Below are 20,656 nucleotides of genomic sequence, written 5' to 3' on the forward strand. Positions count from 1 at the left end.
TAATTTGAGTTTTCACTAGAGCTGTTATTGCAGAAAATATACACTTATTTGTAAGTTTTTCAACCGATTCATTTAACAGTTCTTCGTAATTAGAGCTCATCCTCTTCACTTCCGTCATAAAATCCAACTATATCTTCAAAAATATCCCACATTTCATCAACCATTTTTTTATCTACAGAAGAAAATGGAATTATATTATCTCTATTTTTTATTCCCAACTTCTTTTGTATCTTTGCAATATGATTTTGGTATTGTCCACGTGAAATTTTATCTGCCTTAGTTGCAATTACAAGACCTGAATGTCCATTTGCAATTAGATAATCATACATAGCTTTATCCAATTCTGAAGGTTCATGCCTAATATCAACTAACAACAATACTTCTAATAAATTCTCTCTGTTTTCAAGATAAGTATTTATAACTCCAGCCCAAGAATTTCTTTCAGTCTTAGAAACTTTCGCATAGCCATATCCCGGCAAGTCCACAAGTCTTAAATCTGAAACTCTATAAAAATTTATAGTTCTTGTCTTACCTGGAGAGGAAGAAGTCCTCGCAAGGTTCTTCCTCCCAAGCATTGCATTTATAAATGATGACTTCCCAACATTAGACCTCCCTGCAAATGCAAACTCATATACATCAGGTTCCGGATACTGTTCTCTTTTTACAGCAACTTGTTCTAAACGTGCGTCATCAGTTTTCATCATTTCCTCCAAAGATGTGTTCTATTGCTTCATTAGCTTCATTTAAAGTTACAATTTCAAGCTTATTTACAATATTTTCATCAATCTCTTTTAAATCTCTCTCGTTTTCTCTTGGTATTAAAACTTTCTTGATTCCCATTCTCTCAGCCGCTAAGAGTTTTTCTTTTAAACCGCCTATAGGCAAAACTCTTCCGGTCAATGTTATCTCGCCTGTCATCGCAACATCTGATTTAATCTTTCGACCTGTTAAACTTGAAAGCACAGAACTAAACATTGCAACTCCTGCTGATGGTCCATCTTTTGGAACTGCTCCTTCCGGAACGTGAATGTGAATGTCTGATTTTTTTCTAAACTCAGAGTCTACATTTAAAGTTTCTGCATTACTTGCTATATAAGAAATCGCAGCATTTGCCGATTCTTTCATGACATCCCCTAGTTTACCTGTCAACATCAATTTCCCTGAACCGTCCATAACTGTAGATTCAATTTCAAGAGTCTCTCCACCAACTTCAGTCCAAGCAAGTCCATTTACAACTCCCACTCTATTTTTTTCTTGAACTAAATCAAATAGAAATTTCTTTTCTCCTAAATATTGATTTAAGTTATTTTCTGTAACAGATAGAGATTTTTTATTTTCTTCTACTATTCTCAAAACAGCTTTTCTAATACATTTGGCAATTTCTTTTTCAAGGCCTCTAACTCCAGCTTCTCTTGTGTAATAATTTATGATGTCTTCGATTGCCTTGTCTGTAAATTTAATTTGAGATTTCTTTAGTCCATTCTCTTTTATCTGCTTAGGCAGCAAGTATCTCTTAGCTATTTGAAATTTTTCTTGTGGTGTATATCCGCTTAATCTGATTACTTCCATTCTATCTAAAAGTGGTCTTGGTATTGTAGAAGTTGAGTTAGCAGTTGCTATAAAGAAAACTTTCGATAAATCAAAAGGAAGTTCTAAATATCTATCTGTAAAAGTATTGTTTTGTTCCGGATCAAGAACTTCAAGTAGTCCACTTGCAGGATCCCCTTTAAAATCACTTCCAACTTTATCTATCTCATCTAATAAAAACACAGGATTATTCTCTTCTGCTTTTTTCATTAAGCTTATAACTCTTCCGGGTAGAGCGCCGATATAAGTTCTTCTATGACCTCTTATCTCAGCTTCATCGGTTATACCTCCAAGACTCATCCTTACAAATTCCTTAGATAGAGAATTTGCTATTGAAGAAGCTATGGAAGTTTTTCCAACTCCCGGAGGACCTACTAAACACAATATTGGACCTTTAGAACTTTCTGTTAAATTTCTAACTGCCATAAATTCTAAAATTCTTTCTTTTACATCTTTTAGTCCATAGTGCTCAGAATCTAATATTTCTCTAACTTTACTCAACTCAACTGTATCTGCTGAAGATTCATTCCATGGTAATTCTAATATCCAATCTAAATAAGTTAAAATTACTGAATACTCCGGTGAAGAAGGATTTAACTTAGAAAGTCTGCTAACTTCTTTAAGCGCTTTTTCTCTAACGTAGTCAGGTAAATCTGTATCTTCAATCTTTTCTTCGTACTCAAGAAGTGTATCTTCTTCTGCATTGTCGCCAAGTTCTTTGTGTATTACTTTTAACTGTTCTTTTAAATAATACTCTCTTTGAACTTTATTCATATTAGATTTAACTTGTTTGTCAATTTTTCTTTCAATAGAGAGCAATTCTATTTCTCTTTTTAAAATTCCATGAAACTTAGTAAGCCTTTCAAATGGGTCCAATGTTTCTAAAAGGTCCTGACTCTTTTCTAAATCTAAATTTATATACGCTGCTGATGTGTCTACTAAAGATTCTGGAGATGATGAATCTACAACGGACTGCAAAAGACCTGGTATAAGCCTTGAGTCCAATTCAGTATAATTTTCTAAATCTTCTTCAATGAGTCTCATAGCCGCTAAAACTTCTTGATTGTCGTCTTCATTACTTTCATATTTTATCTCTTCAACTGCGGCTTCATAAAAGAAATCCCCAATAAAAAATTCTTCTATTTTAGCTCTCTTTACTCCTTCAACGAGAACTCTGACTACTCCTCCCGGAAGTTTTAAAATTTGTTTTATTGCGGCTAAAGTTCCATAATCAAATAAATCTTCTCTCTTTGGTTCCAATACTGCAGAATCTTTTTGTGCTACCAATAAAACATATGAGCCGTTTATTTCAGCAGCCTCTACTGCCGCTATACTCTTTTGTCTTCCGCAATCAAAGTGTGTTACCATCCTTGGAAAAACGACTAAATCCCTCAATGCTATTAAAGGCACTTTTTTATTTTCACTCAAATTATCACCTACTATAAAATAGGACTCACTAAGTGAGCCCCTAATTAATTTACATTCTTTAAAATTAACTCTGGACTCTTGTCTCCACTAACCGAATCCTTTGTTATAATTACCTTCTCAACATCATCTCGAGATGGTATTTCATACATTATATCCATTATAGTATTTTCTATTATACTTCTAAGACCTCTTGCTCCAGCCTTTTTTTCTATTGCAGACTTTGCAATATACTTAAGAGCTTCATCCTCAAACTCTAATTCTACATCATCAAGCTTTAACAATGCTTTATATTGTTTGACGAGTGCATTTTTAGGTTGAGTTAAAATTTCAATCAGAGCATCTTCATCCAACTGTTCTAAAGTAACTGTTATAGGTAGACGACCTATAAGCTCAGGTATCAAACCAAATTTTAAAAAGTCCTCTGTCCTTACATCCTTTAGAAGTAGTCCTCTGTCACGATTTTTATCAGTTAATTCACTTCCAAATCCCATAGAAGATTTTTCAGTTCTGGACTCAATGATACTATCTATTCCGTCAAATGCTCCCCCAACTATAAATAATATGTTGGTTGTATCAACTTGTATAAATTCCTGATTAGGGTGCTTTCTTCCGCCTTGTGGAGGTACATTAGCTACTGTGCCCTCTATTATTTTCAATAGAGCTTGTTGTACACCCTCTCCACTTACATCTCTTGTTATAGATACATTTTCAGCTTTTCTAGCTATCTTGTCTATTTCATCAATGTAAATTATTCCCTTTTCAGCTTTTTCTATATCATAATCTGCAGCTTGAACTAACTTTAAAATGATGTTCTCTACATCTTCACCAACATAGCCCGCTTCAGTAAGAGTTGTCGCATCTGCAATTGCAAACGGAACATTTAATACCTTAGCTAAAGTTTGAGCCAGAAGAGTCTTACCACTACCGGTTGGCCCAACCATTAGAATATTAGATTTTTGTAGCTCAACATCATCTTTATCTCTATGCGTTGAAATTCTCTTATAGTGATTATATACAGCCACCGCTAATGATCTCTTTGCTTTTTCTTGCTTTATAACATATTGATCAAGCACGTTTTTTATTTCTGCAGGTTTTTTCAAATCAAACTCTGTGTTTAAAAGTTCTTTTTGTTCTTCATTTAAAATTTCTTCACAAAGGTCTATGCATTCATTACAAATGTATACATTTGGTCCTGCAATAAGTCTGTCAACCTGATTATACGCTTTACCACAAAAAGAACATCTGGCAATTTCATCCTCTTTATTTAAAGTACCTTTTGCCATTTAACACCTCAGTTTCTCTTCTCAATTACTTTATCGATTATACCGTACTCAAGAGCTTCATCTGCTGTTAAATAATAGTCTCTGTCTGTATCTAACTCTATCTTATCCAACGGTTGACCGGTTCTCTCTGAAAGTATTTTATTTAATCGTTCTCTTACTTTTAAAATTTTTTCAGCTTGAATCTTTATGTCTGTCGCTTGTCCTTGAGCTCCTCCCAAAGGTTGGTGAATCATTATATCTGCATTAGGTAGCGCAAATCTCTTCCCCTTTGTGCCAGCTATTAAAAGAAATGCTCCCATAGATGCTGCCATACCCATACATATTGTGGAAACATCACACTTTATATATTGCATAGTGTCATAGATTGCAAACCCCGCACTCACAGACCCCCCCGGGCTGTTTATATATATTTGAATATCCTTAGTATTATCTTCTGCTTCTAAAAACAATAATTGTGCAACTACAAGGTCTGCTACTTGGTCGTTTATCTCGCCTGTTAAAAATATTATTCTTTCTTTTAATAATCTTGAATAAATATCGTAGCTTCTTTCCCCTCGTCCAGTTTGCTCAACTACCATAGGCACTAATGCCATTTAATCACCTTTCTTTTCTCTTTTATAAATTATTTATCCTCTTCAGAATCAGTTTCTTCGGCAGGTTCTATAAATTTAGCATTCTCATATAAATAATCAAGAGTCTTTTTGTTCATAAGGTCTTCTTTTATGGATTCTCTATTTGAACCATTCATATACTCTCTCATTTTTGTTTTTTGTTCTTCATTATCTTTGAAATACAGGTTTACTATATTCTCAATTTCAGCATCTACATCTTCATCAGTCGGTACAATACCTTCAAGTTCAGCAACTTTTTCAAGAGCTAATGCACTTTTAACTTGCTTAAGAGCATCTTCTCTTAAGTTTTCAGCAAAATCTTTAACTTCAACACCAATCATTCCTAAGTAGTCTTCAAGGTTCATTCCTTGGCTACGTAAATTTTGATCAAAGTTTTGCATCTGAGTATTGATTTGAGCGTCAACCATTCCCTTTGGAACGTCTACTTCAACAATTTCAACTAATTTCTTAGATATAGCTTCTTTCTTTTCTGCAATTGATCTCTCTTCAAATTGCTTAACTTTCTTTTCTCTTAAATCATTTTTGTATTCTTCAACTGTATCAAATTCTGAAATATCTTTAATGAATTCATCATCTAATTCAGGAAGTTCTTCTTTTGAGATTGAATTTAATCTAACTGAGAATACAGCTTCTTTTCCCTTTAAATCTTCAGAAAAATAATCTTCCGGGAAAGTTACATTGACATCAAATTCATCATCAATATTATGTCCTTCTATTTGTTTTTCAAATCCCGGAATAAAAGTATTTGACCCCAAAACTAGATCTTGGTTTTCTCCAGCTCCACCTTCAAATTCTTCTCCATCAACTTTACCTACAAAATCGATATTTACCTTATCTCCTTCTTCAGCTGCTCTATCATCAATGTTCAGAACTCTTGCATTAAGACTTCTTTGTTGGTCAATTTCAGCATTTAAAAGTTCTTCAGTAACTTCATATTTAACATCTTCAACTTCTATCCCTTTATATCCTTCGATTTTAACTTCAGGTTTTACATCTACTGAAATTTCAACTTTAATATCTTCACCTGAGTGAGCTTCTTCAATATTTACATGCGGCTGGTCTACAACTTCAAGCTTTAATTCTTCAATAGTTTCTTCATATTTCTTAGGTAAAATTTCATTGATAGCATCTTCTAAAAATACTTCTTTGCCATAAACATTTTCGATTATTTTTCTTGGCACTTTTCCTTTTCTAAATCCAGGAACTTGGAAATACTTTCTATTTTTCTTAAAAACTGTATCTTCGGCGATTTTAACTTCTTCAGCTTTCAACACCATTTCAAACTTTACTGTGTTATTTTCTCTCTTAATATCTGTCATTTCATCCTCCGTAAATGATAATTAATCCATTATACCATATTGGTAAAAGATAGTCTAATTTTATATATTCTTAATTGCTTCAACTAACTCATTAAATTCAGCTTCATCAAATGTAATTCCCTTGCTCATTTTAATGTGCTCTGGGTCCCATTCCCTTATATCGTATTTGGGAGCACGTTCATTCCATGAAACCATATTTAGCTCTTTTGTCCATCCATTACTCTTTGTTGATAGAGTTGCAACATGTCTGGTTATTTCAAATTTAAATTCTGCCATATTACCTCAATTATTTTTAAAGTCAACTTCTATTTTACTATAAAGTTCACCTAATTCAATTTCAACATTATTTTTTTCTCTTCTTGTAGAATATTCCACTATTTTTTCGTCAGCTTTTTTACCAACTGTTATTCTTAGAGGAATACCTATAAGGTCTCTATCTTTAAACTTAACTCCAGGTCTTTCATTCCTGTCATCAAGTAAAACTTCATATCCTTTAGAAATCAATTCGTTATAAATTTCTTCCCCTAATGCCATTTGAGTTTCATCATTTGCCTTCATCACAGTGATTATAACGTGATATGGTGCAACTGATATAGGCCAGATAATTCCGTCATCATCATTAAACTGCTCAACTACTGCCGCTACAGTTCTAGTTACTCCAACACCATAAGAACCCATCCAAATGATTTGTTCTTTTCCATTTTGATCTAAATAAGTTGCTCCTATAGATTCAGAATACTTAGTTCCAAGTTGGAATATATTTCCTACTTCAACCCCACGTCTAAATTTATATTCTTCATTAGTTCCTTCAATTAAATCGCCTTCTTTTACTTCAAGTAAGTCTTCAGCAATTTCCCCTTCGAAGTCTCTTCCGTAGTTTGCATTCTTTATATGGTAATCTTCCTTATTAGCTCCAACTATTAAATTGTGAAGTCTTGCAACAGATGAATCAAAAATAAGTCTTGCATCTATTCCCATAGGTCCGGTAAATCCTTGCACACTTCCTATGCTCTTTATTTGTTCATCATTCATCGCTTCTATTTCATGTTCAGGAACGCCCAAGTAACCTTCAAGTTTTGCCATGTTGATTTCTCTATCTCCAGGTATAAAAACTACTACAGGTTTTTCTTGAACCATAAAATCAACAGCCTTTAAACATCTTGATTTTTCTTCACCAAGATAGCTTGAAACTTCTTCTATAGTCTTAGTATTAGGTGTATGAACTTCTTCAAGCTCTCTTGCCTCTTCATCTGGAACTTCGGGATAAACTACTTTTGCCTTTTCAGCAGTTGCTGCATATCCAGTACCATAAGCAATTACACCTTCTCCAGTGTCTGCAAGAGCTATAAATTCATGAGATTGGTTTCCTCCCATGGCTCCATTGTCGCCTTCAACAACAACATATTCAAGTCCTATTCTGTCAAATATCTTTTCATATGCATCATACATTTCTTGATAAGACTTTTTCATTCCCTCAGGATCAATATCAAAAGAATAAGCATCCTTCATACTAAATTCTCTCGCTCTATTAACTCCAAATCTAGGTCTCTTTTCATCTCTATACTTTGTCTGTATTTGATATAAATTTAGAGGAAGTTGCTTGTAAGATTTTACTTCGTCCTTTATTAGAGTTGTAAAATACTCTTCAGCAGTCGGTCCAAGACAAAACTCCCTTTCATGTCTATCTTTTAATTTAAACATCTCAGGGCCAAATCTATCCCATCTGCCTGATGCTTCCCAAATTTCTTTGGGTTGTATTGCAGACATTAGTATCTCTTGACTTCCCGCTCTGTCCATTTCTTCTCTTACAATATTTTCAATCTTTCTTACCACTCTATATCCTAAAGGCAAGTATGAATATATTCCACTTGCAGATTTTCGAATAAAAGCTCCTCTTAACAACAATTTATGAGATGCTATTTCCGCATCTTGAGGTGCTTCCCTAAGGGTTGGCATATATAATTTAGAAAGTTTCATAAATTCCTCCAATTCCTCTTACAATTTGCCATATAATTATATTATTAAAATAAGTCTAATTCAAGTAATTTAGCCAATCTATATATAAATTTTCATTTTTATTCAAAAATTTATTGTTTTTCTTTAAAAAATTATGTACAATGGTAGAACAAATTAATTGAATTCAAAAAATGATTAATTTCAAAGTCTTATAAAAAACTTTTTAAAAGATACAAAAAAAGACTTGCAAAATTGTCATAATAGAATTATAATTTATTAGTACTTTGATTTCGGGGTGTAGCGCAGTTTGGTAGCGCACGTGGTTTGGGACCATGGGGCCGGGGGTTCAAATCCTCTCACCCCGACCATCAAAAAGCATCGCATTAGCGGTGCTTTTTTTATACCTAAATTTAAACAATGAGATAAACCTTATTTCTTATAAGGTTTATATTTCTATAAATAAGGAGCTTATATGAACACAATTATGTTCGATTTAGATGGTACTCTCTTAGATTCCATGCATATGTGGAAAAATCTGGGAAGTAACTTTCTACTTCGTAAAAATCTAAAAATAACAGATGACGTCATTAAAACTATGAGCACTATGAGCCTTGTAATGAGTTCAGCTTTTTTAAAAGAATATTACAACCTTCCAGAAAGCTCAGATAAAATTCATAAAGATTTTAAAAATACAGTAATGTATTTCTATTTAAATGAAGTAGACCCTAAAGTTGGCGCTATAGAAGTTTTAAAAAAATATAAAAAACTTGGAAAAAAAGTACTGCTTGCAACTGCTACAAATGAAGAATTTGTAAAGCCTACTTTAGATAAATTTGGAATATACCATTATTTTGACGGAATATACACATCAGATACCGTTGGTGAGAAAAAAGATTCTCCTAAATTCTTTGATAAAATATTAAACATTGAAAATATTTCAGCAAGCTCTACACTTCTATTTGATGATTCTGAATTTGCCCTATTGGCTGCAAAAAAATCCGGAATAAAAACTTGTTGTGTAATTGACCAATATTCAATTGCCAACTATGAAATGCTCAAAAAAGAGTGTGATTTCTATATAGAAAATTTTACAGATTGGATGATATAAAATTGATTTTATTTTTTCTTTCAAAGGCGATAATAATATTTTCAGTAACATTTATTTGTTTCTCAATTATAAGAACTCATTTTTTCCCTCATTTGAAAAAAGGTTCTTCACCAATTAGAGAACTATATATCAGTATTTTCTATTCTTATATATTGACTATGAGCATATTCCTTTTTATGCCAAACTCATACGTTGTCGGCTCTAACAGCACGCAATATTTTGACATGGCAGGAAATTTCAAAAATATATTGGAACATTCTAAAATAAATTTAGTTCCTTTTAGAACTATTAGAAACTATATATTATATGCCAGTATATCTCATACAATATTAAATATCTTTGGAAATACATTTTTATTCGTTCCATTTGGATACCTACTCACAAAAATATATCCTCAATTAAAAAAAGCAAAGAGTATTTCTCTAATACTTGCCATGGCCATTTTATCAATAGAAATTATACAACTCACAGTTGGCCGAACTTTTGATATAGATGATTTTTTATTAAATTTTATTGGCGGAATCTTTGGTTATTATTTAAGTTTAATTGACCGAAAGTAGTTTTTAATTTATAATGGTCTTACTTACCTTGGGGGCGAAACTGGTTTCGACGGGGGTTTGGAGCTTACAGTAGCGAGTCGTTTTGAGAACAACGTAAAAGTCTCAAAAAAAATTAAACGACAATAACGAATTAGCGTTTGCTGCCTAAGCGCAGCTCATCTTCTCTTTGAACCCCGTGGCTTAGAGTAAGGTGTCAAATTAACGGGACACAAAACTAGGGAAGACAACATAGCTTAGTGGGTATTAATGTTGTTATAATTTAAATACTTTGTTCGTCGAGGATTTAAATCGAATTTAAATGATGTAACTGCACTCGGAGAAGCTGTCTGTAAAGGGCTTTCGGACGCGGGTTCGACTCCCGCCGCCTCCACCACACTAAATCCAACCTTGTATTTTACAAGGTTGGATTTTTTATGTAAACTGAACCCCTAAAGTTGGACCAAGAAATTTAGCATTATGAGGTCAGTTCATTATAAAGTTTTATACTTACTATTTCTTTTAAATAAGTGTTTTTATTTATACTTTAACCCTTAATTTAATAATATTTATTTTTATTTATTTCTATTTTCTTTTTTCTAATTTAAGTGTATTATACTAGTAAGCAGTCAGGAAAACATATGCAAAAATTTAAAACTAGCAACCATCATAACAGGTCTAGTACTAATAAGTCTAACAAATATTGTAAATACAAAAGAATTTAAGGACACTAAAAAGGCTGATGGTACTCCCATCAAAAAGAAAAGAAAGGAAATATAAGATGAATGAAAACGTAAAGAATGTAATACTAAAAGGGATTGTATTTGGAACACTATTAGGAACAGTAGCAAACACAAATTCAGTACAAGGGGTAGGACAAAACAACCTCAAAATAAAAGAAACAACAAAGAAAATAAACCTAGAAAATAAAAAATCCAGCAATATGCAAAATGTAGAAATTGGGGGAACAAACTATATACAATTAAGAGAATTTGTAAACATAATCAATGCAAACGCAAGCAAAGGGGTTAAAATCAACTTTGATGATGCAAAACAAGAAATCAAACTAGGCACAGATGTTAAAAATAGAGAAGCATTAAAAACAGTATTAGAAACACAAGCAAAAGAAGGAAACTTTTTAAATACATTAGTACTAAATACAAAACATAAAATAATGGTAAACGGAAAATACTTTAACTTAAAGGGTTTTCTAATCAATGGAAGAAACTATTTTAGACTATCAGATTTAGCAAAAGTATTAAACATAGGGTATTATAAACACCCAGAAACAAAACAAATCTTAATTAACACAAAAGAGGGTTACTTTGCATCACAAATCAAATCAGATAAAGAAGTAAAAGCAGAATTTGCACTACACACAATAGAAGAAGAAACAAAAGACAACTTAAAGAAAGCAGAAGTACAAACATCATACGAATATGTAGAATTTAAAGAATGGGAAAATAGATATTTTGAAGATTTAGCAGAATTAATATATAAAGACCAAAAGACAACAAAACAAGAACCGAAAATAGAGAAATCAAAAGACAATAAAAAAGTAGAACCATTAAAACCAATAAAACCATTTAAACCAGAAATAATCACAGGTTATGATGAAAACCCAATAGACTTTGAACAATACAATAAAGAAGAAGTAAAAGGACAATATACAGAAGAACAACTAAAACACTTAACAGAAACAGAAGATAGTAGGAAAAAAACAAAAATAGAAATAATTACAGGTTATGATGAAAACCCAATAGACTTTGAACAATACAACAGAGAAGAAGATTATAAAGATGTAAAAGGACAATATACAGAAGAACAATTAAAACACTTAACAGAAACAAAAGATGGAGAAATTAATCTTAAACCAGCACCATCAGAAAAAAAACCAGAATTTGTAGCACCATTAGAAGATGACTTCCCAGATGTAACAAAATATAAAGAAACAATTGGAAAACCAGACAGAGAGTTATTTAGAGGGTTAAAAGATGCATATATCGACCAACTAAGGAAGATGGGTATTAATGATAAAGCCACAGAATATGCAATTTTAGAAAATGGAAATCCATATATTATAAAGCAACTATATGAAAATGCAATAAAAGCACAAGAAGAAAGAGATAGAATCGCACATGAAAAAGCAGTTCGTCAAAAAGAATTAGAAAGAAAACAAAAAGAAGAACAAGAAAAACAAAAGAAATTAAAATTAGCACAAAACGAAGCACTACAAAAACTACAAGCAGCAGGGGTAAAAGAAACAGATTTTATCTATAATTACAAAACAGTAGAAGAACTAAACAGAGAAGTAGAAAAGAAAATAGAAGAACACAAACAAGCAGCAAAAGAACAAGCAGCAAGAGAACAAGCAGCAAAAGAACAAGCAGCAAGAGAACAAGCAGCAAGAGAACAAGCAGCAAGAGAACAAGCAGCAAGAGAACAAGCAGCAAGAGAACAAGCAGCAAGAGAACAAGCAGCAAGAGAACAAACAGATAGAATAGAAATGCTAGAAAGCTATAAAGAGTTATTACAAAGAGAGGGTATACAAGATATTTCATTCTTAGATAATTTAAAAACAAAAGAAGAAATAGAAAAAGAGGGTCTAAAAAGATTAGAACAACATAAATTAGCACTAGCAGAAGCAAGAGCAGATGCAATTAGAGAATTAACAGAAAAGGGTATCAAAGACATAGAATTTCTAACAGATATCAAGACAAAAGAAGAAATTAACAGATTAAAAGAAGAAAAACTAGCTGAAAAAGAAAAAGAAGAACAAGAAAAAGAACAAGAAAAAGAAGAAGTTACAGAAAAAACAATGGATTCTGTTACAATTGCAGAAATAAAGAAAGATAAAATAGATTATGATAAAGTTTTAAAGTTCAATGAAAGAGATTTTACGGGTAATAAAGAAGGTTTAAAAGAATTTTTAAAGAAACACATCTATTATCTTGCACCACAAGCACAATTTGTAGCTAAGGTTGGAGAAGTAAAAGATGTAATTACAGAACTTAACAATAAATCTACAGATGCAAACGTAAGATATGTTAGGAACTGGAATTTCACATATTATACTACAATGGATTCTATAAATAACTTAACAGAAAATGACAGAAAAGGGAATGTAGAATTAACATTTAATTATGGTGAGAATAAGGAAACTTTAAAACAAATAGAAGATAAAATAGATAAGTATATTAAAGAAAATATAGAAGGTAAGGATTTAACAGAAGTACAAAAAGTTAAAGTAATTCATGACTACATCATAGAAAATACAAACTATAAAGTTAATGATAACAAAGTAGACTTAGAAAGAAAAAATTATAATGAACAACTTCCAAGTTCAATCCTATTTGGAGATGGTGGGGTCTGTGAAGCCTATGCAATGACATTTGCAAGAATGGCAGAAAGAGCAGGCTTGGACTCAAAAGTAGTAGTAGGATTCCACATATCACCAAATAAGATAAAAGATGATGATATGAGAGCTAAAAAACTAGAAGAAAAGCACAAGAAAATTAAAGCCGAAAACTTTAATATTCAAAGTACAGACCAACAGAACCACGCATGGAATGCAGTTAAGGTTGACGGAAAATGGTATCATATAGACGTAACACATGATGACCCAAAGGTATTTAGAAATGGTAAACTATACACATCAGACCCTAACTTTAAAACATATGATAACTTCTTAAAATCAGATGAAACAATGAAGAAAACAAGAACATGGGATGAAGATTATGTAGAAAAAGCTCCTGAAGATTACACAGAAGAAACATTTAAATATGAAAAATCAGTTGATGGAGATACAAAAATAGAAATAGTAGGTTCAGAAGATTTTACAAATAGAGAAAAAGAAGTAAAACAAAAAGATAAAGAAAATAAAGAGTTGCTAAAAATGGTTAGACCTTCTGATGAAACATTATTAGAAGTTACAGAAGAAAATATAGCAGAAGAATCAAAAGATTTAGAGTCTGTAGAAGAAATTTCAAAAGAAGCAGAAGTAGAAACAGGAACAGAAGAAGCATAGAAAACAAAAATAAATGGGTCTGTAGGTAGTGTTAAAAGGTAAGTGTATGTAATGTGAAAAGTTTTGTGTATCAGCCCCTCCTGATAGGATATGGCTAATATTTTCTAAAAAATATCTTAAAATTTAATATATTCAAAAATTAAATTTTATGAATATTTGTAAGCTAATTTTGGCACAACTAAATTAAAAGGTCAAGATTTATACTAAAAATCCACCTTTTTTTGCCTAATTGTTTTTTTAAAAATTTGAGAATTTTTGTCAAGGGTTGGTCGTTAGACCAAGGCATAGCCTTTACCCTTGACGGGAATTTTCAAATTTTTTATTATGGAGAAAGCAAAAAATTAGATTCTACGAGACCTTGAAATAGTTTATGTTTTACTAGTCTATTTTAAGTATATAATTAAAAAATAATCACTCAATATTATTAATTATTTTTATTTATTATATTAATTTTTAAGCTTAATATACTAAATTTTTATATATTTTTTCAAAGTTTTTTGTTACAATATTCTATATAAATTTTTATTTTTAGGAGGTATTTTTATTGAACAAAAAACTTTTAACCGCTTTATTATCTGCAACTATTTTAGTAGGTAGCGGAAGCATTTATGCAAATGTACAAAGTAGAAACATCGCAAATGAGAAGGAACGTACTATACTAAATTCTCCAATTGATGAAAAAGGCGGAGCTCGTGCGGCGCTATATTCTGCTGACCATCAAGAGTCTCCATATTACAAAGCACCTGACTTTTACAATATGAAGTCTTCTAAGTCTTTGACAATTCTACCTAAGTTTAAAACTTACCAACAATCTACTGAATGGTCTTGTGGCAACGCGGCAGCGCTTATGGTCATGAACTATTTAGGCGATAAAAAGATAACAGAGCTTGAACTTGCAAAAGCTATGAAGTCTTCTACAGACTTAGATGTTCCAAACGCTGAAATCGGTACTGCTAATAATTTTGGAGAGTATGGAACTTCCCTACCTCAAATGGCTCAATATTTTAAAAATAGCAAAACTTTTAAAATATTAGATACAAACTACGATGAAAAAATAGACTCAAATCAATTTACTAAAGCAGGACAAGCAACTCCTAATGCTGTTGGTAATAAGAAACCTACTTTTTCTCCTTTAGCTCTATACACTTCAGACAATGTAGCTAATTCTACAAATTTTGTTGAAGATGCTAAGGATTCACATTTTGTAAAGTGGTTAAAAAAATACCTAGATAAAAACATTCCTATCATGGTTGAATGGGGCGATTGGGGCGGACACTGGCTTACAATTATCGGATATGATAATATGTCAACTCCAACTGTCAGCGATGATGTATTGATATTCGCTGATTCATACGATGTAACAGACCATTCTCAAGATGGATACTATGTATATCCTTTAGAAAGATTCTTTACAATGTGGAGCGATTACAATATAGTTCAAAAACCTTACCAACTTCAAAACTATATCGTTGTTTCCCCTGTAAAATAAATTTAAAATCCCTAACAAAAAAGGAAGTAGAAATTAATCTGCTTCCTTTTAAAATTAAATAATTATTAAATTTTATCTTTCGACTTCTACTTCTATAAGTCCTAAATTACCGTCATTTCTTCTATATAGTAAATCAATTTCTTCAGTCTCTGCATTTAGGTAAATAAAGAAATTATGATTCAGTAAATCCATCTGCATTTCTGCTTCTTCTTCCATCATAGGTTTTAAAGTAAACGTCTTTCTCTTTACAATTTTAGATTCTTCTGTTTCTTCTTCAGAAAGTGATTCGATATTTTCAAATCTAATTGTCTTAGGGTCTTGATATCTATTCTTTAATCTAGTCTTGTATTTTCTAATCTGTCTTTCAAGGATGTCAATTGTCGCGTCAATAGAAGCATACATATCATCAGAAGTATCTTCAGCTCTTAATATTGTACCCGGCAAGAAGACTGTTACCTCGACTGTTCTATTATCCTTCTCTACAGATAATACCGCCCTAACTTCTACTTCTTCATCAAAGTATCTGTCTAACTTTTCTAATTTCTTTTCACTTTGTTCTTTTAAGCTTTGGGTTAAGTCAAGATTTTTTCCTATTAATTTTAATTTCATAGTAACACTCCTCTCAAGAATTTATTAATTCTTGTTTTTATTATACCCATAACTCATAATATTAATACATCAAATTTTATTTGTTAATATTTTCCCTGTGGATAATGTGTATAACTTTGTTGAAAAGTGTATTTTTTAAGCTTTTATTGTTATTATCTCTGTGGATTTGTTAGTTATAACTTCTCTTTTGGTATAATATTAGTAGGTGAATTATGAAAAAAATAAATTTTAATTTTAATACGAAAATAGGAATGAGAAATTTAAAAACTGCTTTGGCAGTAACATTAGGTCTGTATTTATCGGATGTTTTAAATTTAAACACACCTATCTTTACTTCAATAGCTTCTATAAGTGGAATGAAAAATTCTTTTGCTGAGAGTTTTAATGATTTCAGGGTTAGAATGTTTACAACTATCTTCGGAGTCGTGCTGGGTTTTCTCTTAAGTTTGATTCCAGCGCCACACTATCTAACTCCAATAGTTGGTGGTCTTGGTATAATTTTTATAATTTATATTTTAGTTGCATTTAATCTAAAGGATATGGTTATACTATCGTGCATCGTCTATATAGCTTCCTTTGTTTATCCTGAGAGTCAGATAATATATGGTATAGAGAGAGTGTTAGGTACTTTTTTGGGTCTTGTAGTTTCTCTTGTAATAAACTATCTTTTATCAACTCCTGATGTCAACGAAAACTTTACTGCCATAGGCAATGATTCTTTTTTCAATGCAAGGTCTGCTCTACTTAATTTAGTATTTACAAAAGAGCATGATATTTCTAATTTTGAGTCGTCCTTTGAAAAGATAAAAGCTCAATATAAAGTTCTTTTAGAAGAGTCCAATGCTCCAATACATCCCGACTTGGATATTGAGAATGCGAGAAGAGCTATAAGGGCATTTGATGATATTCATCTCAGATTTTTATTACTAAATTCTATCGAAGAAAAACCAAAACTAAAACCAAGTATAATAAGCCGACTTGAAGATAAATTTCACATCACATTGTTAAATAACGGCTCGCTTGAAGGCGATATAAATGAGATGTATAATCTTCATATAAAGAAAATATTATTTAATTTAGAAAATTTAAGAGAGTTGTTGAATATTAATGAAATTTGAAAATACAATAGAAAAATATAATTTTTTAGAAACCTTTTACTACCTTTTAGATGATTTTGTACAAGTTAATGACACCGGCGATTCGATTTATTACCAAATATCTGACATATTTGGTCCTTTACTCCCTAAATCTCTAGTTTTACTAGATAGACAAAAAAATGAATCAGCCTTTAAAGAAAGATTTTTATATTTTGCAAATATGTCTTTATTTGATGATGCTGATGTTCTTTTGGAAAACTTAACGAACTCTTACATAACTGTTTTAGAGTTATTTGAAAAAGGAGCTGAAGATAGACTTCTTGGAAAAAGTATAAATCTTTCAAACTTTCCCGAAGACGTATCTCCCGGAGAATTTTTAATATGTAGAGTTTTAGAAATTGACGGCGAATACTTTATCTATGGAGATTATCTCCCTATGACATTTCTTCACGCAGAAGCTGTAATAGATGAGTTCAATCGATTACGTTCTCTTGAAACTTTAGATTTAAAACAGTTAAAATGTAGCTCTTATGATTTATTTATGCTTTATTTTGCAAGCACTCTTGATGAGAACTTGCTAAGTGTGGACGTCGATTTATTTGCCACAGGTGCTATCTCTACACTTATGTTTAATAGACCTGAACTCTCCCTATACATGCAAATGTCTTCGTTTGGGAGCGAAAAGTTTTTTAATTCAACTGAGCTGCTCAGTATCTTTTATATGAGAATTTTATTGCCGCAAAACTATAATTATTCATCTTTTAAAAGAATTAATTTTTATGAATGCTTTACAACTGCTGTTAAAAATGGATACTTCAAAAATGAATCCGAACTATTTGCAGTTTTGGAAACAGTGATTGATGTATATAAATTCTTTTCAAGGTTTAGAGATGATTACAAATTAGCACTTTCAAACTTAAAAGAAGTTAAACAAAACATCTTTAATTTGATTAGAACTTTAAAAAAATCAACTAACGGTTTTTACTACGATGAAAATCTTTTAAAACTTATTGAAACACCTCATAGAGTAGTTTCAGATTTAGAGAAAATAGAAGAAATTTTAGGTACAGAATCCATCGTCGAGTCTAGGACAACTGCTGCTTTAACTTCTAAATCAGTCCAGATATTGGCAGATGCCTTGGAAGTTAACCCAACAAAAAAAGTGACAAGCTATACCGCTTACCACTTCCCTTATGTAGATTTTCTATATAGATTTTTAAAGTCAAAAGGCTTAGTTGAAGTTTATGATGAAGTCATTCTAACTCCCCTTTTAGATAATTTTTTAAATTTTGAAGAAGAAGAAATACTCGCTTTAATCTACACTTCTATATTTAATGTAGATTTCTTAAGCGAAATATATCCTCCTATAAAGGTCAAAGAGTTCTCTACGATTTTTAACTCTCTATTTGAAAAATTAAAAGTCTCTGAGATTGATTTGGACGAGTTAACTCAAGAAGAATTACACTTTATAGAAGGCTTCTCGAGAATTGGTTTGGTTGATGTCGATAGAGTTGTTAAACTTTCAAATACAGCTACGGCAATTTTAAATTACTATAGCTCACCAGCCAATAACATCATCAGTTTGAAGGACTATCGTTAGTTTCTATCGGTAGTATTGCAACAGCTATAAAAGTTGTGTTGTCTACTACTATATGAAATTCCCCACCTAAAATTTCAACCAAATTTTTAGTTATATACAATCCCAAGCCGGAGCCTTCAGTGGTTCTGGCTTTTTCTGATTTAACCAACTCATTTAATAAATCCGTTTCATTTTCCTTAATCGGAATATTCGATTCATTTTTCATTTCAAAATGAATGTATCCATCTTCTATTTTTGTACAACACAATATTTTAGTACCTGGCTTAGAATATTTATATGCATTTGATATTAAATTTTGCACTATTCTAGATACAATCCCAGGGTCTGTGTATAGATTTATCTCTTCGTTATCATAGTCATATATGAACTCAAGTCCTTTTTTATTTAGAACCTCATCGAAATCGCCATATATTTGACTTACCAATTCATTAAAATCGATAAATACTTTCTCTACTTTTATTGCACCACTTCCAGTCTTTGATGCATAAATTAAATCAATTATAAGGCTTCTAAGCCTCTCAGAATTTCTTCCAAGCACTCCTATATATTCCCTTGCTTCATCGTCCATTTCGGTCTTTTTAGAGAGTATATCCGCATAATTTATAATTGATGTCAGAGGAGTCTTTAAATCGTGTGAAATATTGGTTATTAATTCAGTTTTTAATCTTTCCGTTTCCATAGACTTATTTATAGAAGTCTTTATCTGTTCTTTGATTGAAGATAACATATCAAGTGTCCTTGTAGTCTTTCTATTTGCCAAAGTTGATTTTTCAAAAGACTCTCCAAAATTATATAAGTCTTCAATTGCCGTATTTAAAATTTCATTTTGCACATAAATATCTTCGCCAGAAAAGATAATCTTAAATACTATTAAATTTAAAAATGACGAAAAAAAGTTATAATCCATAACCATCATGGTAAATAATATAAATATATTCAGCACTCCAAATACTGTATACATTTTATTTCCAGATGAATTTAAAAACAGCTTCAATGTAAAGATACTGTCAATTAAATCTCCATCTAAAACTTTATGCATTATAATTATTGAAAAAATACCAATTGCCAAAATATATCCATACACGGAGAAAAAAGCACCGAACAATACCATAAGACTTAAAAAAGTAGATTCTAAAAAATTTGTATTCTTAAAATGTCGTACCACCTTTTTTAAGATACCCTTTTTAGTCGTCATTATTTACCCTCTATCTTATAACCCATTCCGTAAACTGACTTTATCAAATCAGGCTTTCTTGGATTAATTTCTATTTTATCTCTCAAATGTGATATATGCACTGATATTACTTTCTTTACATCATGTGCTTCTTCTTCCCAAACTTCTGAATAAATTTCATCTGAAGAAAATACCTTTGACTTATTTTTCATAAGTAAGAGTAAAATTTTATATTCATAAGGAGTTAAACTAACTTTTTGATTGTCTACAAAGACTTCTTTTGACATATCATTAACTGTAACTCTTCCAATTTGATAAGTGCCGCTGTCTATGCTAGCTGAACCCAAACTCATAAATCTTCTCAACGTAGAATTCACTCTTGCCACAAGTTCTATCGCATTAAATGGCTTAGTTATATAATCATCAGCACCAACATTTAAGCCTATTATTTTATCTGTGATTTCACTCTTAGCAGATAAAATAATAATTGGAATATTGTGGTCCTCTCTTATTTTTAATATGGCTGATATTCCATCCATATTCGGCATCATAAGGTCCATTATAACAAGATGAATTTCTTCTCTTTTTAAAATATCTAGAGCTTCCAATCCGTCATTTGCAGTAAAAATTTCATATCCTTCAGCTGACAAATAAATTTGAATAGCCCTTACTATATCTTGTTCATCATCACAAACTAAAATTTTATAGTTCATAAAATCTCCTTTCAAAATTGTACAATCTAAGGTTCAATCAAATCCTCACTGGGTATAGAGATATTGGAGGTGAGATTATCAAAAAGTTAAAAGATAAA

Annotated in this window: 16 protein-coding genes, 1 tRNA gene and 1 other RNA gene; 8 read left to right on the forward strand and 10 right to left on the reverse strand. The window is 31.3% G+C overall.

Features of this window, described 5'->3' with window-relative positions; all coding sequences use genetic code 11:
- Nucleotides 1-89: 89 nt before the first annotated feature.
- From yihA to DYE58_RS02165, 7 genes are read right to left on the reverse strand one after another with little or no spacing between them, the layout of a single operon-like run.
- On the reverse strand, nucleotides 90-701 hold the full coding sequence (yihA, locus tag DYE58_RS02135) for a ribosome biogenesis GTP-binding protein YihA/YsxC (protein WP_040552771.1): 612 nt from the start codon (nucleotides 699-701) through the stop codon (nucleotides 90-92).
- Complete coding sequence (gene lon / locus DYE58_RS02140; protein WP_004821924.1) at nucleotides 691-3,015, reverse strand: endopeptidase La; 2,325 nt, start codon at nucleotides 3,013-3,015, stop codon at nucleotides 691-693. Before lon ends, yihA begins: the two co-directional genes overlap by 11 nt.
- 44 nt (nucleotides 3,016-3,059) lie before the next feature.
- Nucleotides 3,060-4,298 carry an ATP-dependent Clp protease ATP-binding subunit ClpX gene (clpX, locus tag DYE58_RS02145; protein WP_004821922.1) on the reverse strand — a complete coding sequence of 413 codons (1,239 nt, stop codon included), beginning with the start codon at nucleotides 4,296-4,298 and terminating at the stop codon, nucleotides 3,060-3,062.
- 8 nt (nucleotides 4,299-4,306) lie between these two features.
- Nucleotides 4,307-4,891, reverse strand: coding sequence for an ATP-dependent Clp endopeptidase proteolytic subunit ClpP (clpP, locus tag DYE58_RS02150; protein WP_004821921.1), 585 nt, complete (start codon nucleotides 4,889-4,891; stop codon nucleotides 4,307-4,309).
- 29 nt (nucleotides 4,892-4,920) lie between these two features.
- Complete coding sequence (gene tig / locus DYE58_RS02155; protein WP_004821918.1) at nucleotides 4,921-6,249, reverse strand: trigger factor; 1,329 nt, start codon at nucleotides 6,247-6,249, stop codon at nucleotides 4,921-4,923.
- 60 nt (nucleotides 6,250-6,309) lie between these two features.
- Complete coding sequence (locus DYE58_RS02160; RefSeq protein WP_004821916.1) at nucleotides 6,310-6,525, reverse strand: YdbC family protein; 216 nt, start codon at nucleotides 6,523-6,525, stop codon at nucleotides 6,310-6,312.
- 6 nt (nucleotides 6,526-6,531) lie between these two features.
- Nucleotides 6,532-8,226 (reverse strand): proline--tRNA ligase, encoded by a 1,695-nt coding sequence (locus tag DYE58_RS02165; protein ID WP_004821914.1) that lies wholly within the window; start codon nucleotides 8,224-8,226, stop codon nucleotides 6,532-6,534.
- A gap of 270 nt (nucleotides 8,227-8,496) precedes the next feature.
- On the opposite strand from DYE58_RS02165, the gene DYE58_RS02170 reads away from it, so the two are divergent.
- The 6 genes from DYE58_RS02170 (at nucleotide 8,497) to DYE58_RS02195 (ending at nucleotide 15,365) form a co-directional block, all read left to right on the forward strand.
- Nucleotides 8,497-8,573, forward strand: a tRNA-Pro gene (locus tag DYE58_RS02170).
- Between the two features lie 104 nt (nucleotides 8,574-8,677).
- The gene (locus DYE58_RS02175; protein ID WP_004821912.1) at nucleotides 8,678-9,313 is read left to right on the forward strand and encodes an HAD family hydrolase; all 636 of its coding nucleotides are present in this window, start codon (nucleotides 8,678-8,680) and stop codon (nucleotides 9,311-9,313) included.
- 2 nt (nucleotides 9,314-9,315) lie between these two features.
- Nucleotides 9,316-9,873: a VanZ family protein gene (locus DYE58_RS02180; RefSeq protein WP_147285871.1), complete on the forward strand. Its 558-nt coding sequence runs from the start codon at nucleotides 9,316-9,318 to the stop codon at nucleotides 9,871-9,873.
- 30 nt (nucleotides 9,874-9,903) lie between these two features.
- Nucleotides 9,904-10,246, forward strand: a transfer-messenger RNA (tmRNA) gene (gene ssrA, locus DYE58_RS02185).
- A 384-nt stretch (nucleotides 10,247-10,630) separates the two neighbouring features.
- Nucleotides 10,631-13,876 (forward strand): transglutaminase domain-containing protein, encoded by a 3,246-nt coding sequence (locus DYE58_RS02190; RefSeq protein ID WP_147285872.1) that lies wholly within the window; start codon nucleotides 10,631-10,633, stop codon nucleotides 13,874-13,876.
- A 544-nt stretch (nucleotides 13,877-14,420) separates the two neighbouring features.
- Nucleotides 14,421-15,365, forward strand: a complete 945-nt coding sequence (locus DYE58_RS02195; protein ID WP_004818984.1) for a C39 family peptidase — start codon at nucleotides 14,421-14,423, stop codon at nucleotides 15,363-15,365.
- Between the two features lie 72 nt (nucleotides 15,366-15,437).
- Here DYE58_RS02195 and hpf read toward each other — a convergent pair whose 3' ends face one another.
- On the reverse strand, nucleotides 15,438-15,974 hold the full coding sequence (gene hpf / locus DYE58_RS02200; RefSeq protein WP_004818985.1) for a ribosome hibernation-promoting factor, HPF/YfiA family: 537 nt from the start codon (nucleotides 15,972-15,974) through the stop codon (nucleotides 15,438-15,440).
- Nucleotides 15,975-16,186: 212 nt separating this feature from the next.
- Between hpf and DYE58_RS02205 the strand changes: the two genes are divergently transcribed.
- Both DYE58_RS02205 and DYE58_RS02210 read left to right on the forward strand, forming a co-directional pair.
- Nucleotides 16,187-17,092, forward strand: coding sequence for an FUSC family protein (locus tag DYE58_RS02205; RefSeq protein WP_004818988.1), 906 nt, complete (start codon nucleotides 16,187-16,189; stop codon nucleotides 17,090-17,092).
- Nucleotides 17,082-18,671, forward strand: coding sequence for a hypothetical protein (locus DYE58_RS02210; protein ID WP_004818990.1), 1,590 nt, complete (start codon nucleotides 17,082-17,084; stop codon nucleotides 18,669-18,671). Before DYE58_RS02205 ends, DYE58_RS02210 begins: the two co-directional genes overlap by 11 nt.
- Here the strand turns inward: DYE58_RS02210 and DYE58_RS02215 are convergent.
- Together DYE58_RS02215 and DYE58_RS02220 are read right to left on the reverse strand one after the other, a co-directional pair.
- On the reverse strand, nucleotides 18,649-19,866 hold the full coding sequence (locus DYE58_RS02215; RefSeq protein ID WP_004818992.1) for a sensor histidine kinase: 1,218 nt from the start codon (nucleotides 19,864-19,866) through the stop codon (nucleotides 18,649-18,651). The genes DYE58_RS02210 and DYE58_RS02215 overlap by 23 nt on opposite strands.
- Entirely contained in the window at nucleotides 19,866-20,558 is a 693-nt protein-coding gene (locus DYE58_RS02220) for a response regulator transcription factor (RefSeq protein WP_004818995.1), read from the reverse strand. Before DYE58_RS02220 ends, DYE58_RS02215 begins: the two co-directional genes overlap by 1 nt.
- Nucleotides 20,559-20,656: the final 98 nt, after the last annotated feature.

It is taken from the genome of Peptoniphilus indolicus, assembly GCF_900454665.1.
Taxonomy (GTDB): domain Bacteria; phylum Bacillota; class Clostridia; order Tissierellales; family Peptoniphilaceae; genus Peptoniphilus; species Peptoniphilus indolicus.